Origin of the sequence: Marixanthomonas ophiurae (assembly GCF_003413745.1) — a bacterium.
Taxonomy (GTDB): Bacteria; Bacteroidota; Bacteroidia; order Flavobacteriales; family Flavobacteriaceae; genus Marixanthomonas; species Marixanthomonas ophiurae.
The window spans coordinates 315360-332367 of record NZ_QVID01000002.1; the positions used below are offsets into that span (position 1 = coordinate 315360).

General features: G+C 35.3%; 15 protein-coding genes. 14 read left to right on the plus strand and 1 reads right to left on the minus strand.

The window, feature by feature from the left end; genetic code table 11:
- The first annotated feature begins 62 nt into the window (after positions 1 to 62).
- From DZ858_RS11630 to DZ858_RS11670, 9 genes are all read left to right on the plus strand, one after another.
- A complete protein-coding gene (locus DZ858_RS11630; RefSeq protein ID WP_117159837.1) occupies positions 63 to 635 on the plus strand; it encodes a non-canonical purine NTP diphosphatase in 573 nt (190 codons plus the stop codon).
- A gap of 185 nt (positions 636 to 820) precedes the next feature.
- The gene (locus DZ858_RS11635; RefSeq protein ID WP_117159838.1) at positions 821 to 2578 is read left to right on the plus strand and encodes a DEAD/DEAH box helicase; all 1758 of its coding nucleotides are present in this window, start codon (positions 821 to 823) and stop codon (positions 2576 to 2578) included.
- A gap of 73 nt (positions 2579 to 2651) precedes the next feature.
- Positions 2652 to 3419 carry a carboxypeptidase-like regulatory domain-containing protein gene (locus DZ858_RS11640; protein WP_117159839.1) on the plus strand — a complete coding sequence of 256 codons (768 nt, stop codon included), beginning with the start codon at positions 2652 to 2654 and terminating at the stop codon, positions 3417 to 3419.
- A 74-nt stretch (positions 3420 to 3493) separates the two neighbouring features.
- Positions 3494 to 4858 (plus strand): aldehyde dehydrogenase, encoded by a 1365-nt coding sequence (locus DZ858_RS11645; protein WP_117159840.1) that lies wholly within the window; start codon positions 3494 to 3496, stop codon positions 4856 to 4858.
- Positions 4859 to 4964: 106 nt separating this feature from the next.
- On the plus strand, positions 4965 to 5345 hold the full coding sequence (locus tag DZ858_RS11650) for a hypothetical protein (protein ID WP_117159841.1): 381 nt from the start codon (positions 4965 to 4967) through the stop codon (positions 5343 to 5345).
- Positions 5346 to 5354: 9 nt separating this feature from the next.
- Entirely contained in the window at positions 5355 to 5999 is a 645-nt protein-coding gene (locus DZ858_RS11655; RefSeq protein ID WP_117159842.1) for a hypothetical protein, read from the plus strand.
- Positions 5999 to 6643, plus strand: a complete 645-nt coding sequence (locus tag DZ858_RS11660; protein WP_117159843.1) for a hypothetical protein — start codon at positions 5999 to 6001, stop codon at positions 6641 to 6643. The genes DZ858_RS11655 and DZ858_RS11660 overlap by 1 nt, the downstream gene beginning before the upstream one ends.
- The gene (locus tag DZ858_RS11665) at positions 6604 to 7422 is read left to right on the plus strand and encodes a sensor histidine kinase (protein WP_117159844.1); all 819 of its coding nucleotides are present in this window, start codon (positions 6604 to 6606) and stop codon (positions 7420 to 7422) included. The genes DZ858_RS11660 and DZ858_RS11665 overlap by 40 nt, the downstream gene beginning before the upstream one ends.
- The gene (locus DZ858_RS11670) at positions 7412 to 8080 is read left to right on the plus strand and encodes a response regulator (protein WP_117159845.1); all 669 of its coding nucleotides are present in this window, start codon (positions 7412 to 7414) and stop codon (positions 8078 to 8080) included. The genes DZ858_RS11665 and DZ858_RS11670 overlap by 11 nt, the downstream gene beginning before the upstream one ends.
- Positions 8081 to 8163: 83 nt before the next feature.
- On the opposite strand, the gene DZ858_RS11675 is transcribed toward DZ858_RS11670, so the two are convergent.
- Positions 8164 to 9402, minus strand: coding sequence for a YCF48-related protein (locus DZ858_RS11675; protein WP_117159846.1), 1239 nt, complete (start codon positions 9400 to 9402; stop codon positions 8164 to 8166).
- A 122-nt stretch (positions 9403 to 9524) separates the two neighbouring features.
- On the opposite strand from DZ858_RS11675, the gene DZ858_RS11680 reads away from it, so the two are divergent.
- The 5 genes from DZ858_RS11680 (at position 9525) to DZ858_RS11700 (ending at position 16970) form a co-directional block, all read left to right on the plus strand.
- On the plus strand, positions 9525 to 9836 hold the full coding sequence (locus DZ858_RS11680; protein WP_117159847.1) for a DUF6122 family protein: 312 nt from the start codon (positions 9525 to 9527) through the stop codon (positions 9834 to 9836).
- A gap of 83 nt (positions 9837 to 9919) precedes the next feature.
- Complete coding sequence (locus DZ858_RS11685; RefSeq protein ID WP_117159848.1) at positions 9920 to 11461, plus strand: YifB family Mg chelatase-like AAA ATPase; 1542 nt, start codon at positions 9920 to 9922, stop codon at positions 11459 to 11461.
- A 137-nt stretch (positions 11462 to 11598) separates the two neighbouring features.
- On the plus strand, positions 11599 to 14469 hold the full coding sequence (locus DZ858_RS11690; RefSeq protein WP_117159849.1) for a M16 family metallopeptidase: 2871 nt from the start codon (positions 11599 to 11601) through the stop codon (positions 14467 to 14469).
- Positions 14470 to 14595: 126 nt separating this feature from the next.
- Positions 14596 to 15738, plus strand: a complete 1143-nt coding sequence (locus tag DZ858_RS11695; protein WP_117159850.1) for a DUF2891 domain-containing protein — start codon at positions 14596 to 14598, stop codon at positions 15736 to 15738.
- An 8-nt stretch (positions 15739 to 15746) separates the two neighbouring features.
- Positions 15747 to 16970 (plus strand): Nramp family divalent metal transporter, encoded by a 1224-nt coding sequence (locus tag DZ858_RS11700; protein WP_117159851.1) that lies wholly within the window; start codon positions 15747 to 15749, stop codon positions 16968 to 16970.
- Positions 16971 to 17008 lie beyond the last annotated feature (38 nt).

Below are 17008 nucleotides of genomic sequence, written 5' to 3' on the forward strand. Positions count from 1 at the left end.
GCTAGATGCTAGATGCTGGAAAAATAATCCTTAGCCTGAAACTTAAAACCTGAAACATAACAATGAGACTAGTTTTCGCTACCCACAACAAGAATAAATTAAAAGAAGTAAAAGCCTTACTTCCGCATCATATAGAGATATTAAGCTTAACCGATATTGGTTGTAACGAAGAAATTCCTGAAACAGCAGATACTATTGAAGGCAATGCTATTTTAAAAGCCAATTACGTGCGAGACAATTATGACTTAAATTGCTTTGCAGACGACACGGGTTTAGAAGTTGCATCATTGGATGGTGAACCGGGAGTTTATAGTGCACGGTATGCTGGTGAGGATAAAAGTTCAGAAGCGAACATTGAAAAACTTTTAAAAAACCTGGAAGGAAAGGAAGACCGTTCTGCTCGGTTTAAAACAGCAATAGCATTAACTTTAAATCATTCCGAAGTACTTTTTTTAGGAATTTGCGAAGGAGATATCACCATAGAAAAAAAAGGAAACAGTGGGTTTGGATACGATCCAATTTTTAAACCTAATGGGTATAATGAAACCTTTGCTGAGATGAAACTAACTCAAAAAAGTGAAATAGGTCATCGAGGAAAAGCAATGCGACAACTTATTGAATACCTTAGAGAATGATACTGAGTTATTTGCTGCTATTTTTCAAAATTGAAAATAACTTCTTAAAAATGCATTTAAGTTAATAGTTAATACTATCTTTGCCGCTTCAAAAAATCCTCAGGGTGAGGGTTTGTGTTGAAGTGAAGCCCAAGGTTTAATAGTCGTTTGCTTCCAACCAACACGCAAACATTTTAAACCATTTTATGGCTACATTTAAAGAATTAGGCCTTGAAGATAACTTACTTCAGGCTATTTCTGATATGGGTTTTGAAACTCCATCAGACGTACAAGAAAAAACAATCCCAATTTTACTTCAAAAGGAAACCGATATTGTTTCCTTAGCACAAACCGGAACCGGTAAGACTGCAGCATTTGGATTCCCAATGCTTCAAAAAATACAAATTGAAAGCCGCACGACACAAGGACTTATCCTTTCGCCTACCCGTGAGCTTTGTTTACAAATTACAAAAGAGATAGAAAGCTACGGAAAGCATAAAAAAGGACTTAATGTGGTTGCTGTCTATGGTGGAGCAAGCATTAGTGATCAAGCACGCCAAATTAAAAAAGGGGCCCAAATTATCGTTGCTACTCCTGGTAGAATGAAAGATATGATTGGTCGAGGTATGATCGATATTTCAAAAATTGAGTATTGTGTTCTAGATGAGGCTGATGAAATGTTGAACATGGGTTTCTATGAAGACATTACTGAAATTCTTTCACACTCACCAAAAGATAAAAGCACGTGGCTTTTTAGTGCAACGATGCCGAAGGACGTAGCAAAAATTGCTAAAAAGTTTATGCATAGCCCGGTTGAAATTACCGTAGGAAGTAGAAATGTAGGTACCGAAAATGTATCACACGAATATTATTTGGTAAACGCAAGAGACCGATATTTAGCACTAAAGCGTTTGGCTGATGCGAATCCTGATATCTTTTCAGTAGTATTTTGCCGTACCAAGCGTGATACCCAAAAAGTAGCTGAAAAGCTTATTGAAGATGGTTATAATGCTGCTGCAATACACGGAGATTTGAGTCAGAATCAGCGTGATTTAGTCATGAAATCATTCCGTACGCGTCAAATACAAATGCTAGTTGCGACCGATGTTGCTGCTCGTGGTATTGATGTAGACGATATTACACACGTAATAAACTACCAATTACCTGATGAAATTGAAACGTATACACACCGTAGCGGTCGTACAGGTCGTGCTGGTAAGAGTGGTGTTTCTATTGTGATTGTTTCAAAAAGTGAGCTTAGAAAGATTAAGAGCATTGAAAAAATTATTCAGAGAAATTTCACTAAAAAAGAAGTTCCAAGCGGAATGGAAATTTGCGAAACGCAATTGTTTCATTTGGCTAGCAGTATAAAAAACACAGAGGTTAATCACGAGATAGATGCGTATCTTCCAAATATTAATGAGGTTCTTGAAGACTTCAGTAAAGAAGAGTTAATTAAGAAAGTATTTTCCGTAGAGTTTACCCGTTTTTATAACTATTATAAGAACGAGAAAGATTTAAACTCAGCTGTAGGTGATACATCGGTAGGTAATAGCGAGGACAGTGTTCGATACTTTATTAACATTGGTGGGCGTGATGACTTTAACTGGATGAGTCTGAAAGATTTATTGAAAGATTTACTTAGTTTAGGTCAGGACGATGTATTCCGTGTAGATGTTAAAGACTCTTTCTCCTTTTTCAATACCGATAAAAAGCACCAAGAGTTGGTATTGAATATTTTCAACGACTTTAAATTAGACGGTCGTAATATTTCAGTAGAAATTAGCAAAGACGGACGTAAAAAAGGAGGCGGAAGAATTGGCGGTAAAGGCCGAAGTAAAGGTAAGCGAGGAGGAAAAAGCTTTGATGGTGGTGGATCAAAATTTAAAGGAAAAAGCCGCAGAAGAAGTAATGAACGACCTTCAGGAAAAGGTACCGGAGGAAAACGCAGAAGACGTAATTAACAAATAAATTAATCCCCTTTTGAAACTTTGGCACAGATTTGTCGTCTATTTATGTAAATTTGTTACAATTGCTATGAAAAGACACTTTTTACTTTTATTACTTTGTTTAGTTCCCACTATTGCATTTTCACAGGATGATACCCCAATTAAAGGTAAAGTTCTTAGCAGTGCAACAGATGACCCTTTGGAGAATGTAAATATTGTAAACCTGAATGAAGTTATAGGGACAACAACCGATAAAGAAGGTGATTTCTCTATTCGCGCTAAAGTGAACGATACTTTGTATTTTAGTTATCTAGGCTACAAATCGATTCGAGTGCGGGTAACAAATGACTGGTTAAAATTTGGTGATATTAAAGTGAAAATGACTGAATTAGGTATTGCACTTGAAGAAGTTGTGGTAAAACCAGTACAACTTACCGGTTATGTTGAGGTGGATGCTAAGATAATTCCAATCTATGATAATTACAGATACCGTATTTCGGGTTTAAGTTCTGGTTATGAAGGGGGAAATAGGCAGCCAGGAGCTGTAAACAAAGTGTTGAGTGCTATTTTTAATCCAGCAGATTTTCTTTACAATGTCTTTGGAAAACGACCTAAACAGATGCAGAAGCTTCGTAAAATGAAGCAAGATGATGAAATTAGAAACCTGTTAGCTAGTAAATATGATAGGGAAACTTTAATGGCTGTATTACAGTTAGAACGCGTTGATATTGATGAAATATTAAACAATTGCAGCTATTCTGAAAGTTTTATAAAAACAGCTAGCGATCTTCAAATATTGGACGCTATCAGTGAATGTTATGAAGAATACCGTGTTTTAAACAGAGAAAAGGGTTGATTTAGCAAGTTGTTATGAAAATTCTGAAATAAGTTTATTTATCTTGAACTTTTTCAGAAACCGTAATACTTCTTATGAAACAATTTGTAGACCAACAAAAAGCTTTTTTCAATACCCAAACTACAAAAAATACATCTTTTAGAATTAAACAGCTTGACACTCTACAGGCTGTTTTAAAAGAAAATGAAACGCTTCTAAATGAAGCTATCTACACAGACTTCAAAAAATCTGAATTTGACACCTATGTAAGCGAACTGGCTTTGTTGTACAGCGATATAAAAGAAGCTAAACGCAATATAAAGAAATGGTCTCGAAGAAAACGAGTTTCTACTAATTTATTAAACTTTCCAGCCAACAGTTACATAATTCCTGAACCATTAGGTGTTTGCTTAGTAATTGGCGCTTGGAACTATCCGTATCAACTTTCTTTTGCACCTGTTGTAGCAGCCTTAGCAGCAGGAAATACCGTTATTTTAAAACCTAGTGAGTTGCCTTCAAAAACAAGTGAGGTGATGGCTAAATTGGTTAATGGAAATTTTGATCCCAATGTGTTTAAAGTAATTGAAGGTGGCGTTTCTGAAACTACGGAACTTTTAAAGCAAAACTTCGATAAAATATTTTTCACTGGCAGCACCAAAGTAGGGAAGATCGTTTATAAAGCTGCAGCTGAAAATCTAATACCAGTAACCCTAGAAATGGGTGGAAAAAGTCCAGCCTTTGTGACAGAAGATTGTAACTTGAAAATGACTGTAAAACGCATGATGTGGGCTAAGTTTTTAAACGCGGGCCAAACCTGTATTGCTCCAGATTATGTTATGGTACATGAAAAGGTTAGGGAAGAGTTTTTAGAACTGGCAAAAGCCGAAATTGAAGAAGAGCAATTCCAATTTGAGAACCATAATTACGTTCAGATTATTAATGATGATAATTTTGATCGGCTCAATAGCTTGATAAAACAAGATCAAGTGTATTATGGCGGGAACATGGAAAAAGAAAAACGCTACATACAACCGACGATACTTCAAAATGTTTCATTTGAAGATCCAGTTATGCAAGAAGAGATTTTCGGCCCTATTTTACCAGTGATTGGTTATGATAATATAGATGAGGTAATTACCGAGGTACGAAAATTTCCGAAGCCTTTATCATGCTATGTTTTCACCAATAATAAAAAAACAAAAAGAAAAATTCTGAACGAAGTTTCATTTGGTGGTGGAGCAATAAATGACGCGGTAATGCATATTTCTAATCCTAAACTGCCTTTCGGTGGTGTAGGGCAAAGTGGAATAGGTAACTACCACGGCAAAGCAGGTTTTGACTGTTTTACACACTACAAAAGTATTCTCGATAAACCTACTTGGTTAGAATTGCCCATAAAATACTATCCTCATACGAATAGAAAATTGAAATGGATTAAACGGATGATGAAATTTCAATAACGTCTTTAAATATGACCTACAAAGTCCATGAATATGAGGTTAATTTAAGTTAGTTTTCATAAAAAGGTTTCTTACTTTTATACTTTACTAACCAAAATTTCTATTTATGAGCCAACAAGACAACTCAATTACATTACAAACAGCACAAGATTGGACCACCGAATGGCGCTCCGTGGAATCTACTTACAACAAACACAATGAATGCAATGGGTTTTTAATTCCCGCCGAAGATTTGCAAGCTGTTTTAGATGAAATGGCAACACAAAGAAGCGGAAAGAAAAAAGTTCGTGCATATCTTGGTGTAGATCCATCAACCAATAAGGAAAAGTTAATAATTGTAGCTACAAAACCTGAAAATCAAAATGATGGTAGTATTATTTATCGCGATATGATAAATGGATACAATGGATTGCAAACGGGAGGTAAATTGTATGATTTTACTTTACCAGTTCCTCCAGCCGAAGATCCCTTAAGCCCTTTGAATTAAAACCATTAAATGGAATTATTTCTTTTTTTAGGAAAAGTAGGGGTTATTGCAGTTGTAGTTAATACTATTTTATTTTTTAAAAGCTTTACTTACAATGGTAAAGCTTTTAAAATTTTCACCTATTATTTGTTATTGATATCGATTATTCAGGTAGCAACATATTTGTTCCGTGAATTTACCGACAATAACTTATATATGTCTAATGTATATATTATTGTTCAATTTGCAGCCTTAACGCTTTTTTATCGAAAACTATTAAACTTAAAAATACTTTTATATATAGGTGTTTTGGTACTTACTTTTTTAGGGTACCAATATGTAAGTGATTTTTCTTTATTCTTAAAATATAATTCTATTGGTATTGCTTTAACTCAAGGACTTATTGTAGTTTATGCTTTATTATACTTTTACTTTTCACTAGCAAAAAAAGATTCAAAATTTCTACTAATCAATTTAGGTGTTTTCTTATATATGATTAGTAGTAGCTTGATATTAGCATCAGGAAACTTAGTTTTCAATTTCGATTTAATTTCGAGAGATGATTATATATTACTACTAACCTTAAATAATGCGTTTTATATTATTTTTCAGATTTTGGTTTTTATTGCTTGGTATATAAACTTTAGAATAAAACCAACACGTTATTTAAGCTAATGGATACATTGTTTGATATTCTAAGTAATTTTGCCATAGCATTTTGTGTGTTAAATGCGCTTCTTTATATTTTCAGCCTCAACGGAAACAATAAAGCCTATAAAATTTTTGCGGTTTATTTAGTTGTAATTGCTATTATACAGCTTAATGCATCGTTTTTAAAATATATTACTCCTATAAATAACAATCTTTTTCTCTTTCATTTTTATTACATTCTTCAGTTTATTTTTCTCACATTTTTTTATTTTGAGTTGTTAAAACATAAATGGATGTATGCTGTTTTGGTAATAGTTCTAGGCATTATTACTTTTCAGTTTATAGAAACCCCAGCTATGTTTTTTCGCTACAATCCATTAGGTGTTACAATCACCCAAGGGCTTATTGTAGTATATTCAGTGCTCTTTTTTTATAAGTACCTGCACGAAACAAATGAATTTCTTATTATTAACATAGGTCTATTTTTCTATTTGCTGTCTAGTATTTTAATTTTTGCCTCTGGTAACTTAGTGTTTAACATGGAACTAATTACGGAGTATGGCTATAACTTATTATTGAACTTAAATAATGTACTCTATCTTGGACTTCAATTTCTTATCTTCGTGACATGGTGGAAGAATTACTATTCCAAGAAGACTATCAAATAGTCGATCTTATCCTCATTGCCATTGCCCTTTTGGTAGCAATGGCTATAGCTATTATTCTCTTTTTTTACTTTTCAAGAAAACGGATTATCAAAAGTGAATTGGAAAAAGCAAACTTAAAAATTGCCAACCAAAAAGAAATAATACAAACTACAATAATTACACAAGAAGAGGAACGAAAACGAATTGCTCAAGACTTGCACGATGCTATTAGTTCAAAACTTAACATTGTTTCATTAAATGCTAACATGTTGTCATTAAAAGATATTTCTTCTGAAGAAACAAACAAAATAGCCAATAGTATTTTAAAAGTAACCGGAAACGTTTTGGAAAGCTCACGAAAGATTGCACACGATTTGTTACCGCCTACTTTGGATAAATTCGGGCTGGAAGCTGCTCTAGAAGAATTGTGCGAAGAAGTTGCAGACACCAATAGCTTTGAAGTAAGTTGTGATTTAGTGTACGAAGCGCATTTTCTTAATAAAGATAAAGAGCTACATGTATTTCGTATTGTGCAAGAGCTGTTCAATAACTCCATAAAGTATTCTGAAGCTACAAATCTAACTTTAAAAACCGAAATGGAAGGGAAACAATTACTTTTGCACTATTTCGATAATGGAAAAGGTTTTGATGTTTTAACAGCCAAAAAAGCAAAAGGATTGGGGATGAGTGGCATTGAAAACCGTGTTGCGATTTTAAATGCAACTCATACTATAATATCCTCTCCAAATAATGGAATTTCTGTAACTTTAGCCTTAAACCCCAGTAAAGATGAAAATTAATGTAGTAATTGCAGATGATGAAGAACTGTTTAGAGTAGGGATGGTTCATATCCTCTCTCGTGATTCAGCCATAGAAATTACATATCAAGCCAGTGACGGGAATGAACTTTTGGAACACTTGGCGAGTTGCGAACAACTGCCCGATATAGTTATTACCGATATAAAAATGCCCGGATTAAATGGTGTTGAAGCCACAAAGGCGATACACCAAGCGTATGGTGAAATAGGAATTATAGCCCTTACTACATACAATACTAAACCATTTATTAGAAACATGATCGATGTAGGGGCAAGTGCTTACTTAGTGAAAAACTCCCCGCCTGAAAAAGTGTTACACACCATAAAACAGGTGTTTTACAATGGTTTCTATTACGATAAACACGTGATGGAAGTAGTGAACAATAAAAAGGGAGGAAGTAAATTCAGTGATAAAACCGTTTTTGACGACGATTTTTTAACCGAAAGGGAAGCAGAAGTTTTAGAGTTAATCTGCAAACAATATAAAACTGCTGAAATTGCTGAAAAATTATTTATAAGCCCAAGAACTGTAGAAGTACACCGTAAAAATTTATTGGATAAAGCTGATGTGAAAAACGTAGCAGGACTTGTAATCTTCGCAATAAAAAACGAATTGGTGCCTCCCATTATTATTGAGTAATTTTTTTTTTCAATTAGTTTTTAACAAAAAAAGGACTGAAAATTAATCCAGCCCTTTAGGCATTTACCTATAAGTAACTTATTCTATTGTCTAACAAATTTGATGGTTTTTGTTTTTCCTGCTACTGAAATAGTAGCAATGTAAGTGCCATTAGAAAGACTTGAAGTGTTTATAACAGCCGTGTTTGATGTATTAGAAACATTTCTTACCAATTGTCCTGTAAGTGAATATATGGCAACATCTTCAATAGTTTCATTTTTTGAAGCTATGGTTAGTTCTTTGCTAGCCGAGCTGTAAAAGTGAGTTATGCCAGAAAGGTTTTCAGGTATGTTGTTACTCAAAATAACATCTTCAAATTTGATCATTTTCCCTTGCGAACCACAGATTAAACCAGAACCATCTTCAAATAGTTGAATCTCATACATGGTAGAAGTACCATCGCCATCAAAGGCTAGATTCCAATTAGAGCCATTATCTTGCGAAATGTACACGTCTTCATCAGTACCTGAGGCAAGTATTTGATCACCTATATAAGTAAGTCCATAAAAGTTGTGGTAACCAGTAGCAAATTCGTCCCACGTTTCACCACTATCATGAGTAGTTAATAACTGTCCATCCTCTCCAGATACAACGCCATTATTCAAGTCTTTAAAAGAAACTTCAACATTAAAAAATTGTGGTGTACCGGTACGGATCACTTCCCAAGTATCACCACCATTGGTCGATTTGCTGATTATTTGGTTGTTACCTACTGAAAATAACGTGTTCTCATCTGCGTAACCTAACGAAATAGAACCAATATCATCAATACTACTGGTAGTGTTCCAAGTATCGCCGCCATCATTGGTTACATATACTTCAAAACCAACTCCTGTACTTACAAAAGCAGTAGCAATCCCAACATTTTCATTAAAAAACTCAAGAGAAGAGTATCTGTTTAAATCATTTGCAATGGTAATTTCTTCCCAAGTTTCGCCAGCATCTTCAGTTTTAAAGGCACCGTATCCTACAGCAAAGCCTTTATCGTCATTTAAAAATTCGATTTTTTCAAAACCGGGTACTGTTCCAGAAGTAGGAAAAATAGTTTCCCAAGTTTCACCAGCATCTTCGGTTTTAATAATTACACCGTCTGAATTTTGGGTGTTCATGGCTCCTGCAGCAAAAGCAACATTGTTTTGTCCTGGAGGAATGCTCATATCGAACAAAATAAAATCGGTACCAGAGTTTTTGTACTCAAAAGTCTGTGCTGTTGCGGTAAATAGCCCTAGAAAAAAAAGACAGCTAAAAGCTACTTTTTGGGGATTTAAGGTAAATTTTTTCATATAAGTTAAGTTTAAATATTAATATTGATTACAAAATAACCAAAGTGCCATGTAACAGAGGTTGTAAAACGACTCGTTAACCGTTCATTAACCTTAACTGTGTCAGTATATTAATAAAAACTATGCTCCAAACAATTGTTCATTATTCGCTTCACTTTTTAGCTCCAGGTTTAATAGCATGGATTTTTTTCAAAAATAACTGGAAACGAGCTTGGTTCATTATGATAGCCACCATGCTTGTCGATCTGGATCATTTGCTGGCAGACCCTATTTTTTCTCCCGGAAGGTGTAGTATTGGGTTTCATCCATTACATTCGTATTATGCCATTGCTATTTATTTGGTGTTTTTATTCTTCAAAAGAACCAGAATCGTCGCAGTAGGATTATTATTTCACATGCTTACTGATTATATAGATTGTTGGTGGATGAAATAGTACTTTTTTCTGAAAACGGTATAAATAAAAAATTACTATCTTTCCTTTTTATTCAACTCCCTCGTTTTTAAATACTAAAGAATATGCTCACAAAAGTATATGGGAGTGCTGTTTTTGGCGTAGAAGCCACAACCATCACCGTTGAAGTAAATACTGATATAGGAGTTGGCTACCATTTAGTTGGTCTCCCAGATAACGCGATTAAAGAAAGCAATTACCGTATCGCTGCTGCCTTACAAAATAACGGTTTCAAAATACCTGGAAAAAAGATAACCCTCAATATGGCTCCGGCCGATCTTCGAAAAGAAGGCTCAGCTTACGATCTTACCTTGGCTATTGGAATATTAGTTTCCACTGGACAGATAAAAGAAAACCATCCTCTTTCAGAATATATTATCATGGGCGAACTTTCTCTCGATGGAAGCTTGCAACCCATCCGTGGTGCTTTGCCCATCGCTATAAAGGCTAAAGAAGAAGGGTTTAAAGGTTTTATTCTCCCCAAACAAAATGAAAAAGAAGCTGCAATTGTTGATGGGTTGGAAGTCTACGGCGTAGAAACTATAAAAGAAGTAATCAATTTTTTTAATGCTGAAATTCCACTGGAACAAACCATAGTTGATATGGAAGCTGAGTTTTACGAACACCTCGAAAACCCAGAATTCGATTTCAGTGATGTAAAAGGACAGGAAAGTATTAAACGCTGCATGGAAATCGCTGCTGCCGGAGGTCATAATATTATTTTAATCGGTCCACCAGGTTCAGGAAAAACAATGTTAGCAAAAAGATTGCCCAGTATTTTACCTCCATTGACGATAAATGAAGCCTTAGAAACCACAAAAATTCACAGTGTTGCCGGACGAACAAAACAAAAAGGCGGGATTATGACGTCAAGACCTTTCCGAAGTCCACATCATACCATTAGTGATGTCGCTTTAGTTGGCGGTGGACAGTACCCGCAACCAGGCGAAATTTCATTAGCACACAATGGTGTTTTATTTTTAGATGAATTACCCGAATTTAAACGAAGCGTGCTGGAAGTGATGCGACAACCGTTAGAAGATCGGGATGTAACCATATCACGGGCACGATTTACAGTTACATATCCGTCAAGTTTTATGTTGGTGGCGAGTATGAACCCAAGTCCCAGTGGTTATTTTAACGATCCCGATGCGCCAGTAACGTCTTCGCCTGCTGAAATGCAACGGTATTTAGGTAAAATATCAGGTCCGTTACTAGACCGAATTGATATTCATATAGAAGTAACTCCTGTGCCTTTTGAAAAACTGAGCGAAGAAAGAAAAGGCGAAGCCAGTATCATCATACGGGAACGCGTTACTCAAGCAAGGAAATTACAATCAAAACGTTTTGAGGAGTTTGAAAATATCCATTATAATGCCCAAATGGGTGTAAAGCAAATACGGAAGTTCTGTAAACTGGATGAAGCGTCTTTGCAATTATTAAAAACTGCGATGGAACGCTTAAATCTTTCAGCCCGAGCTTACGATCGGATTTTAAAAGTGTCTAGAACGATTGCCGATTTAGATAATTCAGAAAATATAACGGGTAATCACATTTCCGAAGCTATCCAATATAGAAGCCTAGATCGTGACGGTTGGTTTGGGTGATTAAACTATCACATTGCTAGGGTGCTAAGTGATTATTTTTTTAATAAAATTGTAAATAAGTGTCTACGTTTAACATTTCGTTAAGATTTGGGCCAAACTGCAATTGTATCTTTAGCACTTCTAAAAACTAAACCAATATGATTGCAAAAAACAAAATTAAAATTACAATTATTGCTCTGCTTGCAGTGGCTTTTACTTTTACGTCCTGTAAAAATGAAGAAACTGAAACCAAAGAAGAAAGTGCTTCACTTTCTGTCGATTTTGAAAAGTATGAACTTGAAAACGGTCTGGATGTCGTGTTGCACCAAGATAAAAGTGACCCGATTGTTTCAGTTGCCATTCAATATGGTGTAGGTTCTAACCGTGAAAAAACGGGACGCACTGGTTTTGCTCACTTATTTGAGCATATGCTGTTTCAAGAATCTGAGAACGTTCCACAGGATCAGTTTTTCAAAAAGATTCAAGATGCTGGCGGTACATTAAACGGCGGTACTTGGAAAGATGGAACTATTTACTATGAAGTAGTACCTAAAAATGCCATGGAAATGGTAATGTGGTTAGAAAGTGACCGTATGGGATACTTTATTAACACCGTTACCGAGTCTGCTTTTTACAACCAACAAGAAGTGGTTCAAAATGAAAAGAGACAACGTGTAGATAACAATCCTTATGGACACACTGGTTGGGTAATCGATAAAAATATCTACCCAGAAGGGCATCCTTACAATTGGCAAGTTATTGGTGAATTAAAAGACCTTCAAAACTCAACTATAGAAGATGTTCGTGAATTTTACGATCGTTTTTACGGTCCTAATAATGCAACATTGGTGTTAGCAGGTGATTTTGAAACAGCCGAGGCTAAAGAAATGATTGAAAAGTATTTTGGCGAAATAAAAAAGCGTCAAGAAGTTAAAAAAATGGAACCACAGCCGGTTACCATTTCTGAAACCAAACGACTGTATCACGAAGATAATTTTGCAAATGCACCACAACTGAATATGGTGTGGCCAACAGTTGAACAATATACTGAGGATGCATATGCATTAGATTTCTTAGCCGAAATCCTTTCCGATGGAAAAAAAGCGCCATTATATAAGGTATTGGTAAAAGAGAAAGATCTTACTTCAAGAACTAGTGCTTACAATAGTTCACAAGAACTAGCGGGTGAATTTCGAATTAATATTACTGCTAATAATGGTGTTGACTTAGATAGCGTAGAAACTGGAATAAATGAAGCGATGGCGATGTTTGAAAAGAATGGCGTGACCGATCGTGATATTGAGCGTATTAAAGCTGGTTTAGAAACAGATTTCTACAATGGTATTAGTAGTGTATTAGGAAAATCATTCCAATTAGCACGTTATAACACATTTACTGGAAACCCTGGGTTTATTGAGGATGATATTGAAAACATCAAAAAAGTGACCAAGGAAGACGTTATGCGTGTGTATAACGAGTACATAAAAGATAAGCCTTTTGTATTAACGAGTTTTGTACCAAAGGGTCAAATGGACTTGATTGCTGAAAATTCAGAAAAAGCACCAGTTGTAGAAGAAGAAATTAAGGAGAATGTAGAGAAAAACATTGAAGAATCAACCGAAGAGGTTGCTAAAACCCCTTCAAATTTTGATCGTTCTATTCAACCTGAGCAAGGTGCTACACCAGAATTAAGCATTCCAGATACCTGGACGGCAGAATTAGAAAACGGATTAGAAGTGTACGGAATTGAGCAAAACGAAATTCCAACGGTTAACTTCAGTTTAGTAATCGAAGGCGGACATTTAATGGACGATAAAGATAAAAATGGTGTTGCTAACTTAATGACAGATATATTAATGGAGGGTACACAAAATAAAACTCCAGAAGAGCTTGAAGAAGCAATCGATTTGTTGGGTGCTTCTATAAATATGTACACTACAAACGAATCTATTGTAATTCGTGGAAACACATTAACACGTAACTTTGGTAAAACAATGGATTTAGTTGAAGAAATTTTACTAGAACCGCGTTGGGATGTAGAAGAATTAGGACGTGTTAAAACTAAAACAATCAACCAGATAAAACGTAGTGCTGCGAATCCAAATCGAGTAGCGAGCAACGTGTATGATAAATTATTGTACGGCGAAGATCACATTTTCAGTCTTCCAACTAGTGGAACAGAAAAATCTGTAGAGGCTATAGAAATGGCCGATTTAAAATCATTCTATAACAATAATTTTTCACCATCAATTAGTACATTTCACGTAGTTGGTAAAATTGACAAAGAAGAAACTTTAAAGCAACTTAATGGATTGGAAGAGCGATGGGCAGCAAAAGAAGTAACCATTCCAGAATATACAATTCCGGAAAGCCGTGATAAAGCTTCTTTGTATTTTGTAGATATTCCTAAAGCCAAACAATCAGTTATCAATATTGGGTATATCGCATTACCACGTACCGATAAAGATTTTTACCCTGTTGAGGTGATGAACTATAAATTAGGTGGCTCTTTTAGCGGAAATGTAAACCTTATTCTTCGTGAAGAAAAAGGATACACTTACGGAGCACGTACTGGGTTTAGCGGAAGCAAAATTCCAGGAACGTTTACTGCTTCCTCTAGTGTTCGTACCAATACTACAGGTGAGTCTGTGCAAATATTTAAGGATCAGATTGCTAATTATAAAGAAGGAATTAGCAAAGAAGACCTAGATTTCACCAAAAATGCAATGATTAAATCGAACGCACGTCGTTTTGAAACGCAATTCTCATTATTGGGTATGCTTCAAGAAATGAGCAGTTACGACCTTCCTTCAAATTATATTGAAAACGAGGAGAGCATCGTTAAAAACATGACGCTTGAGCAGCATAAAGAATTGGCAAATAAATACCTAGACGAGTCTAAAATGGCTTATTTGGTTGTTGGTGATGCCGAAACACAATTCGCTCAGTTTAAAGAAATGGATTTTGATGAAGTTAAGTTAATCAACAAAGAAGGTGAAGAAGTAAAACTGGAAGACGTTAAAATGTAATTCAGAATTCACTAAAAAGTAAAAGGGATACCAATTGGTATCCTTTTTTTGTTTCTAAAACTTAAATAGAAACTATATTTAATATCTTTAAGATTTTAATAGAACCTGTTTCTGAAATATCCTACCATGAAAAATGTCATTTCCTTGTTTTTTTTACTTTTCCTATTGGTCAGTTGTAATTCTTCCGAAGAAAAAAAGAGTCCTGAAACCAAAATGAAACATGAAAATAAGATTGAAACTAAAAGCGAAACTGAAATTCAGCAATACGATTCTCCTTCATTTACAATAGCTGAAGCCAATCAATTAATAGAACTTCCCTTGCATTGTGTGGAGAATGAATACCCTAATAAACTGGGACAAACCATAGGTAGTGATAAAGATTTACAATCCCCAGAGGCGCTACACCCCATTTTTTATGGCTGTTTTGACTGGCACAGTGCTGTTCACGGCTATTGGTCTATGGTTACATTGGTAAAACAGTTTCCAGATATGGAAAAAGCAGATAAGGTAAAAGAACTACTTAAAAAAAATATCACGGCTAAAAATGTATCAAAAGAACTGGAGTATTTTCAAAAAGACATTAATAAAAGTTACGAACGCACTTATGGATGGGCGTGGTTGCTAAAACTTTCAGAAGCATTACACACTTGGGACGATCCAATGGGAAAACAATTGGCCGAAAACTTACAACCTTTAACAGACGAAATCATTTCGAAATATAAAGAATACTTACCTAAACTAGTCTATCCAATTCGAGTAGGCGAACATGCCAATACTGCTTTTGGATTGGCGTTTGCGTGGGACTATGCCAATGCTACAGAGAACACTCAATTACAAATTCTTATTTCAAAACGAGCTAAAGAATTTTACTTAAACGATGAAGGCTGTCCTATGACGTGGGAACCTGGCGGATACGATTTTCTTTCACCGTGTTTAGAAGAAGTGGATATCATGCGTCGTGTGCTTCCGAAGGAAGAATTTACAGGCTGGCTAGATTCTTTTTTACCAACTTTAGAAGATAAAAACTACCAACTTGAACCAGGAAGAGTGGGCGATCGAAGTGATGGTAAATTAGTACATCTTGATGGATTAAACTATAGCCGAGCCTGGGTTTTTTATGGTTTAGCAAATCAATATCCAGAGTATGAACACTTAAAAAATGTGGCAAATCAGCATATTTCATATTCCTATTCTAATCTAGTAGGAGATACGTACGAAGGAGGTCATTGGTTGGCAAGTTTTGCTATTTACGCCCTGCAACAAAACTAAAAACATAGGTGAAAAACATATTTAAAAATATAGGTCCTGGCGCATTAATAGCAGCAGCATTTATAGGACCGGGAACAGTTACTGTCTGTGTTTTAACTGGTGTTGAATTTGGTTTCACATTGTTATGGGCGATGGTTTTATCAATCATTGCCACTATTGTGTTGCAAGAGATGGTCATTCGGTTAGGTTTGGTATATGGAAAAGGTTTAGCAGAAGCGGTGCGGAGCGAAATTTCTTCAAAACCAATACGAATTATTGCTATACTTCTTATTCTTTCAGCAATATTAATAGGGAATGCCGCATATGAAGCCGGGAATATTAGCGGCGGAATGTTAGGCTTAGAAACTATTTTTACTGAATCTACTGTTTTATTAGGTAGTCTAGAACTTAATTACTTAAGCTTGTTAATAGGAGGAGTCGCATTTATATTACTTTATATCGGAAATTATAAAGTAATAGAACGAAGCCTTGTCGTATTGGTCATATTAATGAGCGTTTCATTTTTAGTAACAGCTTTTGTAACGAACCCCAACTGGGTAGAAGTTCTAAAAGGTATGTTTATGCCTTCAATACCTGAAGAAGGTGTGCTAGCTATCATTGCTTTAGTAGGGACGACAGTTGTGCCTTATAATCTATTTTTACACGCCTCTTTGGTAAAGGAAAAATGGAATGGCAAAGAAGAATTACAAGCTGCCCGAACCGATTTATATGTATCCATCATTCTCGGTGGGTTGGTATCTATTGCTATTATTATTTGTGCCGCTTCTATTAAAAATTCAGAAATTAGTAATGCAGCCGATTTGGCAAAAAGCATAGAACCACTCTTTGGCAGCTTTGCAAAATACTTTTTAAGTATTGGTTTGTTTGCCGCTGGAATTTCATCAGCAATTACAGCGCCTTTAGCAGCTGCGTATGTAGCCAGAGGTTGCTTTGATTGGGAACTCAGTTTAAAGTCTAAAAAATTTCGTACCGTTTGGATGCTTGTATTATTAACGGGTGTCATATTTTCTTCCGTAGGCTTCAAACCTATTGAAGTTATTCATTTTGCACAAGTAGCTAACGGAATTTTACTACCCGTAATTGCTGGATTTTTAGTGTGGGTGGTCAATAAAGAATCGGTTTTAGGAACCTACAAAAACAATAAAGCTCAAAATGCCATAGGAATCATTATCGTACTCATTGCATTGGTGTTAGGCCTTCGAAGCCTCTCAAAAGTGTTTTTTGATGTTTAATAGATCTGAGATTTGAGCTATTAGACTTGAGAGTATTT

What these genes read in the sequence shown, in the direction of transcription:
- DZ858_RS11630 (WP_117159837.1), top strand. Translation starts at nt 63, where the DNA reads ATGAGACTAGTTTTCGCTACCCACAACAAGAATAAATTAAAAGAAGTA.
- DZ858_RS11635 (WP_117159838.1), top strand. Translation starts at nt 821, where the DNA reads ATGGCTACATTTAAAGAATTAGGCCTTGAAGATAACTTACTTCAGGCT.
- DZ858_RS11640 (WP_117159839.1), top strand. Translation starts at nt 2,652, where the DNA reads ATGAAAAGACACTTTTTACTTTTATTACTTTGTTTAGTTCCCACTATT.
- DZ858_RS11645 (WP_117159840.1), top strand. Translation starts at nt 3,494, where the DNA reads ATGAAACAATTTGTAGACCAACAAAAAGCTTTTTTCAATACCCAAACT.
- DZ858_RS11650 (WP_117159841.1), top strand. Translation starts at nt 4,965, where the DNA reads ATGAGCCAACAAGACAACTCAATTACATTACAAACAGCACAAGATTGG.
- DZ858_RS11655 (WP_117159842.1), top strand. Translation starts at nt 5,355, where the DNA reads ATGGAATTATTTCTTTTTTTAGGAAAAGTAGGGGTTATTGCAGTTGTA.
- DZ858_RS11660 (WP_117159843.1), top strand. Translation starts at nt 5,999, where the DNA reads ATGGATACATTGTTTGATATTCTAAGTAATTTTGCCATAGCATTTTGT.
- DZ858_RS11665 (WP_117159844.1), top strand. Translation starts at nt 6,604, where the DNA reads ATGGTGGAAGAATTACTATTCCAAGAAGACTATCAAATAGTCGATCTT.
- DZ858_RS11670 (WP_117159845.1), top strand. Translation starts at nt 7,412, where the DNA reads ATGAAAATTAATGTAGTAATTGCAGATGATGAAGAACTGTTTAGAGTA.
- DZ858_RS11675 (WP_117159846.1), bottom strand. Translation starts at nt 9,402, where the DNA reads ATGAAAAAATTTACCTTAAATCCCCAAAAAGTAGCTTTTAGCTGTCTT.
- DZ858_RS11680 (WP_117159847.1), top strand. Translation starts at nt 9,525, where the DNA reads ATGCTCCAAACAATTGTTCATTATTCGCTTCACTTTTTAGCTCCAGGT.
- DZ858_RS11685 (WP_117159848.1), top strand. Translation starts at nt 9,920, where the DNA reads ATGCTCACAAAAGTATATGGGAGTGCTGTTTTTGGCGTAGAAGCCACA.
- DZ858_RS11690 (WP_117159849.1), top strand. Translation starts at nt 11,599, where the DNA reads ATGATTGCAAAAAACAAAATTAAAATTACAATTATTGCTCTGCTTGCA.
- DZ858_RS11695 (WP_117159850.1), top strand. Translation starts at nt 14,596, where the DNA reads ATGAAAAATGTCATTTCCTTGTTTTTTTTACTTTTCCTATTGGTCAGT.